The organism is Fredinandcohnia quinoae (assembly GCF_022427965.1).
In the GTDB taxonomy this organism is placed as follows: domain Bacteria; phylum Bacillota; class Bacilli; order Bacillales; family Bacillaceae_L; genus Ferdinandcohnia; species Ferdinandcohnia quinoae.
The window spans coordinates 1-17,459 of the sequence record NZ_JAKTTI010000026.1 but is presented as its reverse complement, the minus strand read 5'-3'; the positions used below and the strand labels follow the sequence as shown (position 1 = coordinate 17,459).

The window sequence follows — 17,459 nt, the reverse complement described above, 5'->3', positions numbered from 1 at the left end:
CCTCCAATATTTTCAAAAATTAGATTGCCCCAAAATTATCCATTCATACATAAAAAAAAGGAGAGTAATAAAAATATTCTTGGTAATAATAAGCGTGAAAAAATTTGTAAAGGTGGGAAATTATGAAAAAAATTCAAATGAACGCTGCCATTCTTTTTTTTAGTTTTATCTTGCTTTTGTCAGGCTGTGCGGGGCAACAAGGAGCAAACGAAAATGATCACAACAGCGATCATAAAGAGAATCTAAGTGTCTATGACACGAATGCCTCAACCAAAAACTTGGATGACCCATTGGTTATTCCAAGTGAACATGGAGAAAAAAGACAAACAACTGATGAACATGGTGGTACTACACACGGAACTGGTTCTACGGTTTATAGTCTAATTGGTAGTTCTGGATTGCATGATGGCGGTATTTCTGCTCATCTTGAATCTAGACTGAGTGGTGAAGGGATCGATGGTATTGAGGTATTTGTGTTGGATGATACGATCATACTTGCTAGAGGATCTGCACAAACAACTTCCAATCAATATGATTCCGTGCAAAACCAAGTATTGACAGGAACAAATGGTATGTCTGGCAAAGGTGAAGACAAGGGAACTTCAAATAATAATGAAGCAACAGATGATAATTTGGATAAAGCAAAAAGTTATATGAACAAAGCATTTAATGGCAATGTTCAAATTTTAACTGTAACAAATCCTAAGGCAGTTGATTTGATTGATCGGATTAAAACAAATTTAAAATCTTCATCTGTGCCATATAAAGCAATATCTAATGATATTTCAACTCTTGTACAAATGACAGCTGAAAAATAAAAAAATGCCCCCAGTAACTGGGGGTTTTTAAATTAAACGAACATAAATCGCATCATGACATGAGCCGCTAGCTTACTTGTCATCTCGCGAATATCCTTCGACGGATCAATTTCAACGATATCCATCGCTTTAACCTTCTTATACTTCATTGCGGTAGAAATACTAGAAAGTAGCTCTCTTGATGTTATTCCCCCTGGGCCGATCGCCGGACAAGCTGGAGCAAATGCTTGGTCGACTACGTCCATATCAACCGAAAGATAAATAATATCAACCTGTTGAGATAATCGTTCCAATTCCTGTTCGACGATCTTTTGAATCCCGGTTAACTCAACATCATTCATTGTATAGACAGTAATTCCTTTTTCCTTCGCATACTCATGATATATTTTCGCATTTGAAAAGTCTCGGATTCCGATTTGGACGAGGTCCTCACCTTTTAAATACCCACCCTCAATCAAGCTTCTAAATGGAGTTCCATTCGTTCGTCCACCATCCTCTAAATTACGAACATCATGATGAGCATCCCATTGTATGACTCCAATCCTGCCAAATGCTTCATGAAAGGCCCGAATAGATGGATAGCTTACTCCATGATCCCCACCTAGCATAATATATCGATCACAGACTTTTGTATGAATCATTTCTTTTACACTTATAAATATTCGTTCTAGTGTACCGTCAATATCAGTCGGATGGGTTAGTACATCCCCATAATCTAAAATTAACTGTTCATTAAAATCTTTTTCTCGCTCACCAGAGTAAGTGGAATAACTACCCAAACACCCTCTTATTACCTTTGGTGCATCTTCAGCTTGTGACAAGGAAATGGATGATTTTGAAAATGGAAGCCCAATAAGACCGATTTCCGCTGTCATCCCTTGCGAATAAGGAACTAAACATTCATTTACCTTCGTCACATACTGGTCCTTAAAAATTGCTGATTTCCCTGGTTGTAGATATGTGAATTTCCTCATATCAATGTCTCCCCCATATTTTACTACCACTATGATATACACTGTTTGCATGATTTACACCGAAGTGGTATGGAAGATACAAATAATTCGGCACTTCCCAAATGACAAAGTTTGCTAATCTACCAATCTCAAGAATACCTGCTTCATCCTGTTTTCCAATCGCAAAGGCTGCATTCACAGTAACTGCATTCCATATTTCTTCTGCTGTCATTTTCAGTTTTAATGCAGCAAGAGACATAATTAATTGAATATTTTCAGTCACACAGCTTCCTGGATTGAAATCGGTCGCAAGTGCAACCGCAACACCCTCATCAATCATTTTTCTTGCCCTAGCAAATGAGTCCTTACCTAAATAAAAGGTTGTGCCAGGTAGTAATACAGCAACTGTATGACTATTTGCAAGATCGCTAATGCCAGTGTCAGATGCAGCAACTAAATGATCGGCACTTGTTGCTCCAAGTGCTACTGCTAGTTCTGTTCCACCTAATGAGTCAATTTCATCAGCATGAATTTTTAAACCAAATCCTTTTTCCTTTGCGCGTTCTAAAAAATGCCTAGATTGCTCAATTGTAAAAACCCCTGTTTCACAAAAGATATCGGCAAAATCGGCAAGCTTATTTTCTTTTATATCATCCAATAAATCTATCATCTCGTGTAAAAAACGCTCTTCTTTACCTTTATAAGTTGGCGGAATTGCATGTGGTCCTAAAAATGTCGATACAATCGTAATTGGGTACTTTTCCTTTAATCGTTTTACTACCCTTAATTGTTTCATTTCAGTTGCTGGATCTAGTCCATAACCACTTTTTGCCTCAATAGTTGTAACACCATAGGAAATCATTCTATCTAGATGAAAAGCTGCTTTTTCAAATAATTCATCCTCAGAAGCTTGTTTCGTTGCTTCCACAGTTGATAAAATACCGCCACCGTTAGCTAAAATATCCAAATAAGGAATTCCAGCTTGTTTCATTGCAAGTTCTTTTTCACGAGAGCCACCAAAAACTAAATGTGTATGAGGATCAACTAGTCCTGGTGAGACGACCCTTCGCTTTGCATCAATACGTTCTCTTGCATCCAATTTATAACTCTCTTCAGTTGAACCTATCCAGGCGATTTTTTTGTCTTGCACGGCAATAGCAGCATTCTCCTTAATCGTTAATTGTTTCATTTCTTCACCATTCAATGGCTTAGGTGATGATTTAGGTAAAATTAACTGACCAATATTGTAAACAATCAAATCATAGTTCATCATTTCCATCCTTTCACTTGCGAGAATGTTCGTTTTAAAGATATCGTAATGAAACTTTATAACATTGGAATATCTACACCTCTATCCCTTGCCACCTCAATTGCCTTTTCATAGCCTGCATCAGCATGTCTGACAATTCCCATCCCAGGGTCTGTTGTTAGTACACGATGAAGTCGCTCATCCGCTAGCTCCGTACCATCTGCTACAACAACCATACCGGCATGTAAGGAATAACCCATTCCAACTCCGCCACCATGATGAACAGAAATCCATGAACCGCCTGCAGCCACATTAATTAATGCGTTCAAGATCGCCCAATCTCCAACTGCATCACTTCCATCTCTCATCGCCTCTGTTTCCCGATTCGGTGAAGCAACTGAACCACAATCAAGATGGTCTCGACCAATAACAATCGGTGCTTTTAATTCTCCATTTCGAACAAGTTCATTAATGGCAAGACCCATCTTCACTCGTTCCCCATAGCCCAGCCAGCAAATTCGAGCTGGCAAGCCTTGAAATTCAACCTTTTCCTGTGCCATGTCAATCCATCTGATAAGGGCTTCATTCTCTGGAAATAGTTCCTTAATAAGAGCATCTGTACGATAAATATCATCTGGGTCACCTGATAATGCTGCCCAACGAAATGGCCCTTTCCCTTCACAAAAAAGTGGACGAATATATGCAGGAACAAACCCTGGGAAATCAAACGCCTGTTCAACACCCTCATCCTTTGCAACCTGACGAATATTATTACCATAATCAAAGGTGATTGTGCCCCGTCTTTGAAATTCAAGCATTGCAAGAACATGCTTTGCCATTGATGATGTAGATCGTGCAACATATCTTTTCGGATCCTCTTTCCGAAGCAAATCTGCCTCTTCTAAAGTAAACCCTTCAGGTATATAACCATTTAATGGATCATGTGCAGATGTTTGGTCCGTCATAATATCAATTTTAAAATCCCGTTTAAGCAATTCATGATGCACTTCAGCAGCATTTCCAACTAGACCAATCGATAGTGCATTTCCTTTTTGTTTCGCATCTTCTGCCCAACTAATTGCCTCGTCAATGGAATTCGTCATTTTATCGCAATATCTAGTATCCAGTCGTTTTTGAATTCGATTAGGATTAACTTCAACCGCAATACAAACCCCACCATTCATCGTTACCGCCAATGGCTGAGCACCACCCATTCCCCCTAGTCCTGCCGTCAATGTGATTGTACCGCGTAGTGAGCCGCCAAAATGCATTCGCGCAACCTCAGCAAAGGTTTCATACGTGCCTTGTAAAATACCTTGAGTCCCAATATAAATCCAGCTTCCTGCTGTCATCTGTCCATACATCATTAAGCCCTTTTGATCTAACTCATGGAAATGCTCCCAATTCGCCCATTTTGGAACAAGCACAGAATTAGACAATAGAACACGCGGTGCTGCTTGATGTGTTTTAAAAACTGCAACTGGTTTACCAGATTGTACGAGCATTGTTTCATCATTTTCCAAGCGCTGTAATGTGTTAACAATCGCATCGAATGATTCCCAGTTTCTAGCTGCTTTACCAATCCCACCGTAAACCACTAAATCCTCTGGTTTTTCAGCCACTTCTGGATCCAAATTATTATAGAGCATTCTTAATGCAGCTTCCTGCTCCCAACCTTTGCATTCTAGCTCCAAGCCCTTTTTTGCACGAATTGTTCGATTTGTATTTGTTGTCATTTCTATAACTCCTTTACATTTAGTTTTCTAGAAAACTATTTTCTTTTTTTAATGGAATTAACGAAAAAGTAGCCTGTTTCAACCAATCTGTCATTCGTTCGATATCGTCTGAAAATACACGGTCCTCGGTAATTGAAGGAACAATTTTTCGACCTTCTTCGTAAAATCTCCTTGTATCAGGCGCCATCTTCTCAATCCCTCGATATTGAACTGCTTGTAGTGCACAAATACACTCAATTGCAAGAACTCTACGCACATTTTGAATAATAGTATGAGCATGCCTAGCCGCTATCGTTCCCATGCTCACATGGTCCTCCTGATTAGCAGAGGATGGAATGGAGTCCACACTTGCTGGATGTGCCAATGTCTTATTTTCAGATACAAGAGCTGCCGCACAATATTGCATAATCATTGCTCCAGATTGGAGGCCTGGCTGAGCACTTAAAAAAGGAGGCAGGTCATTTAATTGTGGATTAACAAGTCTTTCAATTCTTCTTTCCGAAATGTTTGCAAATTCGGCAATTGCAATTTTCATAAAATCCATTGCAATTGCAATTGGCTGACCATGGAAGTTACCGCCTGAGATTACTGTTTCCCCACCATCAAAAATCAATGGATTATCAGTAGCAGCATTCACCTCAATTTCAAGTTTTTCTTTGATATAATCAAGTGCCTGCCATGAAGCGCCATGGACCTGTGGTATACAGCGAAGCGAATATGCATCTTGAACACGTTTCTCCCCTTGTCTTGTAATTAATTTGCTGCCGGTTAAAATAATTCTCATTCGTTCTGCTACATCGATTTGTTGTGAGTACCCACGCGCTTCGTGGATAGCAGGATGAAATGCATCGATGATTCCTTCAAGTCCTTCTATAGTCATTGCTGCTATCCAATCACTCTGGAAAGCAAGATTTGTAGCTTCTAGCCAATTAATAACTCCCATTGCAGTCATTGCTTGTGTACCATTAATCAAAGCTAAGCCTTCCTTTGCCTGTAGGACGATTGGGTCTATCCCTTCTTTTTTATATACTTCACAAGTGGAACATATCTTTCCGTTGTAATGTACTTTCCCTTCCCCAACTAATACAAGTGCAAGATGTGATAATGGAGCCAAATCTCCAGATGCACCTAATGAGCCTTGTTGTGGAATGATTGGATGAATTCCAAAATTCAATAACATAGCAAGTCTTTCTGCAATGATCGTCCGTATCCCAGAGTACCCTTTTAATAATGCATTTAATCGAAGCAGCACCATTGCTCTACACACTACTTCAGGAAAAGGATCCCCAACTCCACAAGCATGGGAGCGAATTAGGTTTAACTGTAGGTCATTCACATCATCATCGGCAATCATAACATCGCTGAATTTTCCAAACCCAGTATTGATACCGTAAATTATTCGCTTTTCGCTAACAATTTTTTCGACTGCATTTCTACTTTCCTCTACTTTTTTAATGCTGTCCTTACTAATTGACACTAACTCCGCATCATAACAGACACGTTTTATTTGTTCCAAGGTTAATGAATGCCCGGTTAATTCGACCATAAGAATCCTCCTACCAATTAGCCTGTCTAGGTATTCAGAAATCAGAAAAAGAGACGACTATGGTATGATCAATACCAACATCGCCTCCTTTTCCTAGAATAATAATATTTTATTCAGAATTTTACCTATTGGCTAAATATTTAACTTTATTTTAATTGGCAGCGGTTTCGAATGTCAATAGATTTGGTAAATTTTAGTATATTAATATAGTAGTATGATACTGTACTAAAGGATCTTGAACACAATATTTCCTTTAATCACCACATCTTCTGTCTGATTTAGTGCCATTACGTTGAATTGAAGAGCATTTTCATTTATGCCTGTTAATGTTGCCTTAAGTGTAATCGTATCATTTAAAAACACCATTCCCCTAAAACGAATGACATAATCTTGTATAAAGCCTTCCTGGTAAAATGGTGTAAAAAGCTTTGTTAAATTCCCCATCGTCCACATACCATGGGCAATAATTCCAGGTAATCCTGCATTTTTCGCATCTTCATCAATAGTGTGGATTGGATTGAAATCTCCAGAAGCACCTGCATATTTTATTAAATCCAGCCTCGTAACAGGATTGAGCTGAACGTCATTAAGGGAATCACCAATCTGTAATTCAACTAATTTCATGACAACATCAACCCCTTTCTAACTGCATCATTAATAATAACAACCATTTTCGTTGTAAAAATGGTCTTCCCTTCCATATCTTCACCATAACTATTTAAGGTTAAGAAACCCATTGTCCCCGAAGATCCCTTTTTCTCCACATAATTCTTAACTTCCGTGTAACAATTAATATCTTCACCTATTAATAACGGCCTTTCATAATGAAACACTTGTTCACCGTGAATTAACCCTTTTACTGTTAAATCAATACCTTCAATCTTCCCATAATCGAAAACCATTGGAAATGTGGGTGGTGCAATATTCCTTTTATAGATTGACTTTTTCCCAACCTCTTCTTCCAAATAAATTGGATGTACATCTCCGATCGCTTCAGCAAATTTTTTAACTACACCTTTTTCAACCGTATTTTTCACTTTTTTTGAGACATTGCCTATTAACGTAGAGAACATTTATGCAACCACTCCCCCAATTTAATTTTTAGGACCACCCGCAACATAAAGTACTTGACCATTAACGAATGATGATTTTTCATCAGCAAAAAATGCAACTGCATTTGCAATATCCTCAGGCTTTCCGGATCTCCCGACAGGTATCGAATTCACACTTACTGTGATCAAATCTTCAAAAGAAATCCCAATTCTTTCAGCTGTTTCCTTTGTCATTTCAGTTTCGATAAATCCAGGTGCAACAGCATTAGCAGTAATACCATATTTACCCAATTCAATCGCCAGTGTTTTCGTTAATCCTTGTAAACCAGCCTTTGCTGTTGCGTAATTCGCCTGTCCGCGATTACCTAGTGCTGATGTAGAAGAAATACTGATAATACGACCATATTTATTTTGAACCATATATTTTTGAACTGCACGAGCTGCATTAAAGGAACCCTTCAAATGAACATCCATTACTAACTGCCAATCAGAATCAGTCATTTTAAATAGAAGGTTATCACGAATAACACCTGCATTATTAACTAATATGTCAACTGCTCCAAACTTTTCATACACATCTTTGACAGCGCTTTCCACTTGTTCAGCATCAATCACATTAGCAATCTTTGAATATACTGCATACCCCTTTTCGTTCAGTTCACTTGTAGTACTTGCTAATGCTTCTTCATTCACATCGATAAATGCTACTTTTGCTCCCTCTGATGCAAAAAGTTCAACGATTCCTTTCCCTATTCCTCGACTCCCACCTGTAATAAATGCTACCTTACCTTCAAATCGTCCAGCCATTGTATGTACCTCCAGAGTATCGTTAAATTTTTTTAAGAATAATAGGTTACCATCATCAATTTATGTTAATCTTTAAGTCTTTCGATTATTGTTGCGTTTGCCATACCACCACCTTCACAAATGGCTTGAAGGCCAAATCGTCCATCAATTCTATCAAGCTCATTCATCATTGATATCATAATTCTTGCTCCTGTCGCTCCTAAAGGATGACCTAATGCTATGGCTCCACCATTTGGATTGAGCTTTGTCGGATCAGCTTTTATTTCTTCTAACCAGCATAACGGGACAGGTGCAAAAGCCTCATTAACCTCGTAAGTTTCAATATCTTCAATTGAAAGTCCACTCCTTTTAAGGACTCGCTTCGTTGCCTCGATTGGACCTGTTAACATCAAGGTTGGATCAGAACCTATAACAGTACGTGTGAGAATTCGAAATCGAGGAGTTAACCCTAGTTCAAGTGCTTTAGCTTTTGACATTACTAATAATGCAGCCGCCCCATCACTCATCTGACTTGCATTCCCTGCATGTATCATTCCGTCTTCCTTAAAAACAGGCTTAAGGGAGCCTAGCTTTTCAAGGGTTGTTTCTTTCCGGGGTCCTTCATCATGCTTTATAACTGCTTTTGTTCCATCCTCTAATGTAACCACAATCGGCATAATTTCATTATTAAATCTGCCTTCTTCTTGTGCTTTTAGTGCTTTTTTATGACTTTGTAGCGAATATTCATCAAGCTGCTTACGGGTAAATCCCCACTTTTCAGCAATTCGTTCAGCCGACAACCCTTGGTGAATCATTTCATAGCTTGAGGTTAATGTTTCACTCCATGTTGAATGTTGACGCGATGAACCTAATGGAACACGTGACATGCTCTCTACTCCACCCGCAATGACGATATCCATATCACCGCTTAAAATTGCCTGTGATGCAAAATGAATAGCTTGTTGACCTGAACCACATTGTCGGTCAATTGTTGTTCCTGGAACATGTTGTGGAAATCCTGCCATTAATACAGCTGTACGAGCAATATTATAACTTTGCTCTTCAACTTGGGAAACACAGCCCATAATAACATCTTCCACAAGCTCAGGTGAAAGATTAGTTCGAACCATTAATTCCTTAAGTACTTGGGCGGCTAATTCATCTGGGCGAATGTTACTTAACATCCCTCTTCGTTTCCCAACTGGTGTCCGAACACCTTCTATAATTACAACTTCCCGCATTGATATCCCTCCTAGTAAACTAGAATCTTTCTCTATAAAATTATGAGTATCGTTATCTAAATCATAACAATTTTCAATCATCTCCACAAATTTAAAATAAAAAAAACATGCAGAATAGTATCTACATGTTTAAAGCTATATTTACTTAAATCCAACCTCAAAGTCATCTGGGTTTGGACCTACACGCTCATCTTTATTTAATGAATTAATTTTCTCCATATCCTCTGATTGTAATTCAAAATCAAAAATATCGGCATTTTCACGAATGCGATGCTCTTTGATTGATTTTGGAATAGTTACTACACCAGTTTGCAAATCCCATCGTAAAATAACTTGTGCTGGAGATTTTTGATATTTCTCTGCAATCGCGATAATAGTTGGGTCTGATAATAACTCACCCTGCTTTAGTGGAGACCATGCTTCTAGTTGGATTCCTTCTTTTTGGCAATAAGCTCGTAATTCCTCTTGAGATAAATGTGGGTGAAATTCCACCTGATTGACCATCGGCTTAATGTCAGCATCCTTGATTAAATCTTCTAAATGATGAACATGAAAATTACTTACACCAATTGCACGAACACGTCCATCTTTGTATAATTTTTCAAGTGCTTTCCATGTTTCTTTATATTTGTCTTTACCTGGCCAATGGATTAAATATAAGTCTATATATTCTAACCCGAGTTTCTCAAGACTTGCATCAAATGCTTGTAATGCAGTTTCATATCCTTGATCAGAATTCCATAATTTTGTTGTAATAAACAACTCTTCTCTTGGTATTCCTGCCTCTTTAATCGCCTGTCCCACACCTGCTTCATTTTCATATACAGCTGCAGTGTCAATACTTTTATAACCATGTTTTAGTGCTGCTTTAACAGAATCAATCACTTCCTGGCCATCTTTCACTTTAAATACGCCTAAACCAAACCATGGCATTTTAACACCATTATGTAATGTAGTTGTTGCTTGTAAATTATTCATTTATTTTTACCTCCCTCATTTAACAATAATATAGTCTCCCACATCATCATTGATAATTCAAATAAAAAGGTTTAACTTTATTCAGCAGAAGTCTCCCACTTCTATAAGTGGTGAGATGAATGCAAATCAATTACCAATTCAGTGGGGGTTCAAATCCCGACTGAATAAAGTTAAAGCCTCCGGCGGATGCCTCAGATTTTAAAAGGAAGCTTTTCCCGCAAGCTCGAAAAAATCTGGGCGCAAATACGCCAAGGCGCATTTGATTCAACTTCTCTCTTACAACAAAGTATCTGAATCAACAATCTTAACCGTTAAATTTTCCTTTGCGGCCATGTCAATTTCATAGGGCTTAATTTCTTGATTCTCTTCATCTTTAATAATTCTTATTTCCGGTCTTCCCACTGCATAAAAATTATACTTAGATACGATACCTGTTCGCCCATCATTTAATTTCACGGTTAACCCTGGTGGATATACGGCAATAGATTCTTTAAATAATTGAACCTGTCTATGTTCAAATTGGGTTCCATTTCCTGCGAATAATAATTCAAGAGCTTCATGTGGTAACATTGGAGGTCGATAGACTCGGTGGCTTGTAACAGCATCAAACACATCTGCAACACTTAGTAATTTGGCATATTTATGGATTTCGTCTCCTTTTAAACGTCTAGGGTAGCCCGTTCCATCAATTCTTTCATGATGCTGGAGTGCACAATGTGAAACTGGCAATGGTATCTCATGAATTTTCCTGAGTATATCAAAGCCTAGTTCCGAATGGGATTGCATCATTTCAAATTCCTCTTCAGTAAGTTTACCTGGTTTGTTAAGGATTTCAGATGGGATATATAGCTTCCCTAAATCATGTAACATTGCTCCAAGGCCAATTTCTTCAATATCTTTTAACGGTAGACCATTAGCAATTGCCAATTGGCATGCATAAATTGTTACATTAAGACTATGTGTATACACATGGTTTTCATGAATTTTAGTTGCTGCTAATAAATTTAATGCTGCACGGTTATCGTTCAAACATTTATGTATTTCTTTAAATATTTTTTTAAAGCCTCTGATTGCACGGTCCGATCTCATCATATTTTGTATATTTGGTTTGTCATCTTTCAATTTTGCAATTGAATTTAAACCATCATTGATAACATTTACTGCCTCCGCACGTAATTCCTCTGGAATGGAGTCTACAATCTCAATCCCTGTAGATGCCTCGTCTTCTATATAAACAGTATATATACTCATCTTTTTCAAACTATGAATTAATGTATCAGTTAATTTTACCCCTTGTGCTAACAGTACCCTGCCATCTTCGTGAAAAATAGTTTTTCCTAATTTCGACCCAGACTGACATTTATCTAACGCCATTAAACGCATGTCTTTCGTCTCTCCTGTCACATTTTTACCTATAATTTTCTATTATATAATATACGACAAAAACCGACAATTATTTTGAATCATCTTTCTACTTATAATTTTCCAAAATAAAAACAAGTGCAATCATTACACTTGTTTTACTTCATACTATTATTTAAACCAACCTTTTGCTTTTGATTGTGTGATTGCTTCAATGCGATTTTTTACCTCGAGCTTATCTAAAATAGCAGAAATATAATTTCGAACCGTACCTGTTTTAATACTAAGCTCATCAGCAATTTCTTTTGTATTTTTCCCATCAGCAACTAGCTCTAAGACGACTTTTTCTCGTTCTGTAAGTGGGTTCTCTTCACTATATAGATCGTCCATTAATTCAGGAGCATAAACTCGCTTACCATTCATTACACTACGTATTGAACTTGCTAATTCCTCACTAGGACTATCCTTCAATAAATACCCCTTCACTCCTGCTTTCAGAGCACGTTGAAAATATCCAGTACGAGCAAAGGTAGTTAGGATAATGACTTTACAGCTTTGTTTTTTTAATTCCTCTGCTGCTTCTAATCCTGATTTCTCCGGCATTTCAATATCCATCATACATATATCTGGCTGTAGCTCATGAACGAGGGTAATAGCTTCTTGGCCATTATTCGCCTTCCCTACAACCTCCATATCATCTTCCAGATTGAGCAGAGAACCTAGAGCGCCCAACACCATTCGTTGGTCCTCAGCAATAACGATTCGAATCACTTAATACCCTCCCTATCTGTTTCCATAATTATCTTTTGAACTTTCATTATTAATGTTGTTCCATTGCTGGAATAAATATCTAAACTACCATTTACAAAATCTAATCTTTCCCTAATTCCCAACAAACCACTACCATTACTTAGGTCATAGTTTTCATCCATACTAATGCCATCATCTTTTACCTTAATACAGATATCCTTGTCAGTTTGCTCGATATCAATCCAGCACGTTTTGGCTTGACTATGTTTCACTACATTCGTTACCGCCTCTTTCAAACACATACTTAAAAGATTTTCAAGAAACAATGATACGTTAGATAAGTTATTTTCATGATTTAAAATAAAGTTAATTTCTGCTGCTTTTAAAATTTGCTCAATCCTGATTAGCTCTTCTTTAATTCGAATCCCACGCATTTGTGAAACCATTTTACGCACTTCATTTAAAGCAGTTCTTGCAGTTTGCTGGACGTCCTTTAATTCACTTTTTGCTTGCTCAGGATCCTTGTATATTATTTTTCGAGCCAAATCACTTTTCAACCCAATTAGTGACAGCTTCTGACCTAATGTATCGTGTAAATCTCGTGCGATTCTTTGCCGCTCCTCTTGTTTTACTAAATCTGATATTCTTTTATTGGCATACTCTAATTGTTCTTCAAGTTGCCCTTGTTTCTTTTTATTATATATATTAAAAGGAAGTAAAATCACGCTTATCCAAATGATGATAATAAAAGGCAATTGTTTTAAGAATAAAGGATCTTGTATCACAACATTATAATTGATCGAAATTGTCGTACAAACAAGGTGGATAATGTAAAGTGTTAAAAATGCAATCCGGTTTTTAATATTTCCGTTATAGTACGCAATATAAAATGCAAAATAGATAAATTGAAATAATAATGTCATCGTAATCGAGATAGCAATTAAAATTGATGTCCATAAATAAACTGGCCATCTCTTAGATATAAAAGCAAATCGAAGTGCGATAAAAAAGATGATTGTGAGTGTGATTCCAACAATTATCTCAGGTGTAGACGATGATTGAAATATAAAATAAAAAGGTAGAATGCTAAAAACAGCCCAAATATATGGAGAAATACCCGAACCTTTTTGAAAAAAAAGATATTTTTTCATACAAAACCTCATTTTACTTAATTTACAAGTATGATATCACAGTTCAAAAAGAAATCCAGCTTATTTAACGAAGCTGGACATTTTGTCTATTTTTTTGTTTTACTGTAATCTGTTTCATTTCTTTAAAACTAATAAAGTTTTTATTTTCTTCATCCCAAAGACGAAATTTGAGTGAGCGCAAACTTGTAGCTAATGTAATTGTAGGCACATTTTGTAAAGGAACCGTGTTATTATGTGCATCTTCAAGCTTATAATTTGGAACTCTTGGGCTTAAATGATGAACATGGTGATAACCGATATTACCTGTTAACCATTGAAGTAGTTTTGGTAATTTGTAAAATGAACTTCCTTCAACTGCAGCTTTTACATACTCCCAGTTTTCATCCTCTTCGAAATAAGAATCCTCAAAAGTATGCTGTACGTAAAATAGCCATATACCTAAAGTTCCTGAAATCATGAAGATCGTTCCTTGGATGAGCAGAAATGACTCCCACCCAATCACAAAACACATGAAAGTAACAGCTGCTACGATTAAAATATTTGTCAAATACGTATTAAGTCTTTCCTTCATACGAGCACGTCTTCTATTAAAACGGTTCTCAATGAGAAAGACATAAATTGGCCCTAATATGAACATAACAAATGGATTTCTGTATAAACGATAAGCGACTTTTTCCCAAAACGTTGCTTCTAGGTATTCATCGACCGTTAATACCCATATGTCCCCTGTACCCCGCTTATCCAAATTTGAGCTAGTGGCATGGTGTACTGAGTGATCATGTTGCCATTGACTATATGGAAATAAAGTTAAAACACCTGTAATTGTTCCAAGAATTTTATTTGCACGACGGCTTTTAAAGAACGAGTAATGACAACAATCATGAAAAATGATAAATACTCTAACCAAGAATCCAGCAGCAACGATACAAAAAATAAGTGAAATGAAGTATGAGATGCTTAATGTTTGATAGGCAAGGATCCATAATACGAAAAATGGTATTAGCGTATTCACAAGTTGCCAAACACTTTCCCTTATATTTGATTTTTCATAAGGTGCTACTTGTTTTTTCAAATGTTTGTGATTAAGTTCGTTAGCCATTCAATCTATCCCTTCTCACTATGTTAAGTTTAATGATAAATGAGTTATCGAAATAACTGTAGACATACATGTCATGTGCAAAACATGATAAATGTCATGTATAGCGAGTACTATTTGTATTAAAATCTGAAACAATTCAGAAAAAAATTTCGAACATTTTATGTCACGATAGAAAATCTCGTACATTTTATGTTATACTTAAATTACAGAATTTTGCTACAATTAATAATCTAAACAATATAGGGAGGTATTTATGTACAAATTAAAAGAAAAAGAAATGATTTTTATTTACACTGGTCCTGATGGCTCTGGCAGAAAGACGCTAGCCAAAATGGTTGCTACAGCTTTTGACATGCAGACTGTTCCCTCATTCACTACACGAAGTCCCCGCCCTTTTGAAAACAATGGAGAAGATTACCACTTTGTAAGCAAGGAAACTTTTCAACAAATGAAACAACAAAATGAATTCCTTGAAAGCGTGGAAATCGATGGTCACTTTTATGGCCTTCGTGAAGTAGATATTGTTAATTTATTCAAAAAACACAAGATCGTATATTTAACACTGAATCCAGAAGGAGCAGAAGTTTTAAAGAAAATGTATGGAGAAAAAGCAATACGTGTTTTTGTATATGCAGACCGAGAAACTGTGTATCAACGGCAAAAACAACGTGGTGATGAAGAATCAGTTATCGAACAACATATGAAGCATTATGATGATACATTGGACTACAAAAAAGAATGTGAACATGTGTATGAAAACTATGACTTGCCACAAGTATCTTTTCAAATAAGTGAAATGATCGAAACCTATTTAGATCGCCAATTAGTATCAGATGATTATTAACTATTAGAAAAACACCGCTCATTTAAAGAACGGTGTTTTTAACCTTTATATCTTTGAAACTAAATTTGAAAATGCTTCAGTTAATACTGGTACAACTTGTTTCTTACGGGAAACAACCCCTTTAAGAACAGCTGTGTTATTATTAAGAGTTACGTTATATGCCTTCTCAACAGCCGAAACCTTCTCACCAGCTGCAATTGCAACCGAATCATTATTTAAAATATCAGTAATGACAAGTAAGAACAGATCTAAGCCTTTTTCATTAATTTCCTTATTCATTACTTCCTCTAGATCCTCTTGGCGAGACATTAACTCAGACGGATCGACAACATTTACTTGTGCAATTTGCACCTTGCTTCCATTCATTGCAAATTCCTTTGAATCTAATGAAATTAGTTGCGAAGCCGTTTTATCACTAACATTGGCCCCTGCTTTAAGCATTTCCAATCCATATTCATCTGCATTCACACCACTAATTCCAGCTAATTCACGAGCAGCCTGGATATCTTCATCAGTACATGTAGGAGATTTGAACAATAATGAATCTGAAATAATAGCAGATAACATTAAACCAGCCATTTCTTTACTGATTGATACATTATTTTCTTTATATAATTTATTTAAGATTGTTGCCGTACAGCCGACTGGTTCTACACGAAAATATAACGGGTCGCTAGTTTCAAAATTTGCGACACGATGATGATCAATTACTTCTAAAATGCGTAGATTTTCAATTCCATCCGCACTTTGCTGACGTTCGTTATGGTCAACTAAAATAACTGAATTTACTTCATCTCCTACATTCTCCACTAAGCGAGGTGCATCTACCTTGAAATAATCTAATGCATATTGTGTTTCACTATTAATTTCTCCTAAACGGATTGGTTCGACTGTCATTCCAAGTTGTTTTTTAAGCTCAGCATGCACAATCGCTGAACATATAGAATCAGTGTCAGGATTTTTATGACCAAATACGAATACTTTTTCCATTTTAATTACTCCTTACTTACTAAGAATCTTTTTCCATTACTTTTTTCATTTTACACAAAGTAACGTATTCGATAAAGAAATTTACAATATTTTATTATATATTTTTATTAAAAACATTTAATATTGTGCGAATTATTCTAGATGCTTTTTACAATATTCACTTATCATTTCCAGTTCATCATCTTCTAATTCAAAGTCAAAGTATTGATTCGTTACATTCTCAATAAGATGATACAAGGCAATTCGAGCTCCATTTTCGTCTACCGCAAATATAACCTTTATATGTATACCATTACCAGAAAACAATTCATCATCTTCAGGGACATCAATATTAATAAAAAATTCATACCGATCTCCAACTAAAATTCCGGTTGGGTCATTAAGTTTCTCAACTGTATGTCCGATTATTTCCATATTCTATACATCCTTCCGATTGATACTTCATTAATAAATTCATAAAGAACCCTTCATATTATACATGTAATTCGTTCCCACGTGAAAGAATTTAAGAGGTTCCAGCTTATTCAAACTATGTTAACACATTAAAAGAAAATACATAAGACTACTATTTGCTAAATAAGATAATATTAGATCCCTTTTAAAGGAGTTGTGTAGATTTGATTATCCTTAATAAGATTGCTTTATTTTTTGTTGTTCTTTATTCTGTTATTATTCTTTTGAACACATATTTAGGGGAAATTGAACGGGTACAATCAAATGTAATGATTTTTGTCCTAAATGGTTTTGCATATATTGTTTCATCAATTGAGGTAGAAAGGGAGAAAACTCTCGAAATGAACGGCAGTCTTATTAATTAAGTAATAAAAAACGCTTACTTAAGGTAAGCGGCAGACTGTAGACAAACTCGAAGATTTTCGAGTTTGCCTACAGTTTTTTTTCATTT

Annotated in this window: 18 protein-coding genes; 3 read left to right on the top strand and 15 right to left on the bottom strand. The window is 36.3% G+C overall.

Annotated elements, in window-relative coordinates:
- Positions 1-122 precede the first annotated feature (122 nt).
- Positions 123-818, top strand: coding sequence for a hypothetical protein (locus MJG50_RS15215; RefSeq protein ID WP_240256606.1), 696 nt, complete (start codon positions 123-125; stop codon positions 816-818).
- Positions 819-850: 32 nt separating this feature from the next.
- Here the strand turns inward: MJG50_RS15215 and hutG are convergent, their stop codons facing one another.
- The 13 genes from hutG to desA all read right to left on the bottom strand — a co-directional run bounded on the left by hutG (position 851) and on the right by desA (position 14,721).
- On the bottom strand, positions 851-1,792 hold the full coding sequence (hutG, locus tag MJG50_RS15210; protein WP_240256605.1) for a formimidoylglutamase: 942 nt from the start codon (positions 1,790-1,792) through the stop codon (positions 851-853).
- A gap of 1 nt (position 1,793) precedes the next feature.
- Positions 1,794-3,041 (bottom strand): imidazolonepropionase, encoded by a 1,248-nt coding sequence (gene hutI / locus MJG50_RS15205; protein WP_345893244.1) that lies wholly within the window; start codon positions 3,039-3,041, stop codon positions 1,794-1,796.
- Positions 3,042-3,097: 56 nt separating this feature from the next.
- Positions 3,098-4,756 carry a urocanate hydratase gene (hutU, locus tag MJG50_RS15200; RefSeq protein WP_240256603.1) on the bottom strand — a complete coding sequence of 553 codons (1,659 nt, stop codon included), beginning with the start codon at positions 4,754-4,756 and terminating at the stop codon, positions 3,098-3,100.
- A gap of 19 nt (positions 4,757-4,775) precedes the next feature.
- On the bottom strand, positions 4,776-6,302 hold the full coding sequence (hutH, locus tag MJG50_RS15195) for a histidine ammonia-lyase (protein ID WP_240256602.1): 1,527 nt from the start codon (positions 6,300-6,302) through the stop codon (positions 4,776-4,778).
- Positions 6,303-6,527: 225 nt separating this feature from the next.
- Positions 6,528-6,926, bottom strand: coding sequence for a MaoC/PaaZ C-terminal domain-containing protein (locus tag MJG50_RS15190; RefSeq protein ID WP_240256601.1), 399 nt, complete (start codon positions 6,924-6,926; stop codon positions 6,528-6,530).
- Complete coding sequence (locus MJG50_RS15185; protein ID WP_240256600.1) at positions 6,923-7,375, bottom strand: MaoC family dehydratase N-terminal domain-containing protein; 453 nt, start codon at positions 7,373-7,375, stop codon at positions 6,923-6,925. Before MJG50_RS15185 ends, MJG50_RS15190 begins: the two co-directional genes overlap by 4 nt.
- 21 nt (positions 7,376-7,396) lie before the next feature.
- Positions 7,397-8,161 carry a 3-oxoacyl-ACP reductase FabG gene (gene fabG, locus MJG50_RS15180; protein ID WP_240256599.1) on the bottom strand — a complete coding sequence of 255 codons (765 nt, stop codon included), beginning with the start codon at positions 8,159-8,161 and terminating at the stop codon, positions 7,397-7,399.
- Positions 8,162-8,226: 65 nt separating this feature from the next.
- On the bottom strand, positions 8,227-9,381 hold the full coding sequence (locus MJG50_RS15175) for a thiolase family protein (RefSeq protein ID WP_240256598.1): 1,155 nt from the start codon (positions 9,379-9,381) through the stop codon (positions 8,227-8,229).
- A gap of 141 nt (positions 9,382-9,522) precedes the next feature.
- Positions 9,523-10,359 carry an aldo/keto reductase gene (locus tag MJG50_RS15170; protein WP_240256597.1) on the bottom strand — a complete coding sequence of 279 codons (837 nt, stop codon included), beginning with the start codon at positions 10,357-10,359 and terminating at the stop codon, positions 9,523-9,525.
- 276 nt (positions 10,360-10,635) lie between these two features.
- Positions 10,636-11,733, bottom strand: coding sequence for an HD-GYP domain-containing protein (locus MJG50_RS15165; RefSeq protein WP_240256596.1), 1,098 nt, complete (start codon positions 11,731-11,733; stop codon positions 10,636-10,638).
- 159 nt (positions 11,734-11,892) lie between these two features.
- On the bottom strand, positions 11,893-12,492 hold the full coding sequence (locus MJG50_RS15160; RefSeq protein ID WP_240256595.1) for a response regulator: 600 nt from the start codon (positions 12,490-12,492) through the stop codon (positions 11,893-11,895).
- Positions 12,489-13,622 (bottom strand): sensor histidine kinase, encoded by a 1,134-nt coding sequence (locus MJG50_RS15155; protein WP_240256594.1) that lies wholly within the window; start codon positions 13,620-13,622, stop codon positions 12,489-12,491. The genes MJG50_RS15160 and MJG50_RS15155 overlap by 4 nt, the downstream gene beginning before the upstream one ends.
- Before the next feature lie 64 nt (positions 13,623-13,686).
- Positions 13,687-14,721 carry a Delta(5) desaturase DesA gene (desA, locus tag MJG50_RS15150; protein ID WP_240256593.1) on the bottom strand — a complete coding sequence of 345 codons (1,035 nt, stop codon included), beginning with the start codon at positions 14,719-14,721 and terminating at the stop codon, positions 13,687-13,689.
- A 253-nt stretch (positions 14,722-14,974) separates the two neighbouring features.
- On the opposite strand from desA, the gene MJG50_RS15145 reads away from it, so the two are divergent.
- The gene (locus MJG50_RS15145) at positions 14,975-15,565 is read left to right on the top strand and encodes a guanylate kinase (protein ID WP_240256592.1); all 591 of its coding nucleotides are present in this window, start codon (positions 14,975-14,977) and stop codon (positions 15,563-15,565) included.
- Positions 15,566-15,610: 45 nt separating this feature from the next.
- Here the strand turns inward: MJG50_RS15145 and MJG50_RS15140 are convergent, their stop codons facing one another.
- Entirely contained in the window at positions 15,611-16,555 is a 945-nt protein-coding gene (locus MJG50_RS15140; RefSeq protein WP_240256591.1) for a manganese-dependent inorganic pyrophosphatase, read from the bottom strand.
- 132 nt (positions 16,556-16,687) lie between these two features.
- Entirely contained in the window at positions 16,688-16,969 is a 282-nt protein-coding gene (locus tag MJG50_RS15135) for a DUF6509 family protein (RefSeq protein ID WP_240256590.1), read from the bottom strand.
- A 203-nt stretch (positions 16,970-17,172) separates the two neighbouring features.
- Between MJG50_RS15135 and MJG50_RS15130 the strand changes: the two genes are divergently transcribed.
- Positions 17,173-17,373: a hypothetical protein gene (locus MJG50_RS15130; RefSeq protein ID WP_240256589.1), complete on the top strand. Its 201-nt coding sequence runs from the start codon at positions 17,173-17,175 to the stop codon at positions 17,371-17,373.
- Positions 17,374-17,459 lie beyond the last annotated feature (86 nt).

What these genes read in the sequence shown, in the direction of transcription:
- MJG50_RS15140 (WP_240256591.1), bottom strand. Translation starts at nt 16,555, where the DNA reads ATGGAAAAAGTATTCGTATTTGGTCATAAAAATCCTGACACTGATTCT.
- hutG (WP_240256605.1), bottom strand. Translation starts at nt 1,792, where the DNA reads ATGAGGAAATTCACATATCTACAACCAGGGAAATCAGCAATTTTTAAG.
- MJG50_RS15135 (WP_240256590.1), bottom strand. Translation starts at nt 16,969, where the DNA reads ATGGAAATAATCGGACATACAGTTGAGAAACTTAATGACCCAACCGGA.
- MJG50_RS15165 (WP_240256596.1), bottom strand. Translation starts at nt 11,733, where the DNA reads ATGGCGTTAGATAAATGTCAGTCTGGGTCGAAATTAGGAAAAACTATT.
- hutU (WP_240256603.1), bottom strand. Translation starts at nt 4,756, where the DNA reads ATGACAACAAATACAAATCGAACAATTCGTGCAAAAAAGGGCTTGGAG.
- MJG50_RS15185 (WP_240256600.1), bottom strand. Translation starts at nt 7,375, where the DNA reads ATGTTCTCTACGTTAATAGGCAATGTCTCAAAAAAAGTGAAAAATACG.
- hutH (WP_240256602.1), bottom strand. Translation starts at nt 6,302, where the DNA reads ATGGTCGAATTAACCGGGCATTCATTAACCTTGGAACAAATAAAACGT.
- MJG50_RS15215 (WP_240256606.1), top strand. Translation starts at nt 123, where the DNA reads ATGAAAAAAATTCAAATGAACGCTGCCATTCTTTTTTTTAGTTTTATC.
- MJG50_RS15145 (WP_240256592.1), top strand. Translation starts at nt 14,975, where the DNA reads ATGTACAAATTAAAAGAAAAAGAAATGATTTTTATTTACACTGGTCCT.
- fabG (WP_240256599.1), bottom strand. Translation starts at nt 8,161, where the DNA reads ATGGCTGGACGATTTGAAGGTAAGGTAGCATTTATTACAGGTGGGAGT.
- MJG50_RS15170 (WP_240256597.1), bottom strand. Translation starts at nt 10,359, where the DNA reads ATGAATAATTTACAAGCAACAACTACATTACATAATGGTGTTAAAATG.
- MJG50_RS15190 (WP_240256601.1), bottom strand. Translation starts at nt 6,926, where the DNA reads ATGAAATTAGTTGAATTACAGATTGGTGATTCCCTTAATGACGTTCAG.
- desA (WP_240256593.1), bottom strand. Translation starts at nt 14,721, where the DNA reads ATGGCTAACGAACTTAATCACAAACATTTGAAAAAACAAGTAGCACCT.
- MJG50_RS15175 (WP_240256598.1), bottom strand. Translation starts at nt 9,381, where the DNA reads ATGCGGGAAGTTGTAATTATAGAAGGTGTTCGGACACCAGTTGGGAAA.
- hutI (WP_345893244.1), bottom strand. Translation starts at nt 3,041, where the DNA reads ATGAACTATGATTTGATTGTTTACAATATTGGTCAGTTAATTTTACCT.
- MJG50_RS15155 (WP_240256594.1), bottom strand. Translation starts at nt 13,622, where the DNA reads ATGAAAAAATATCTTTTTTTTCAAAAAGGTTCGGGTATTTCTCCATAT.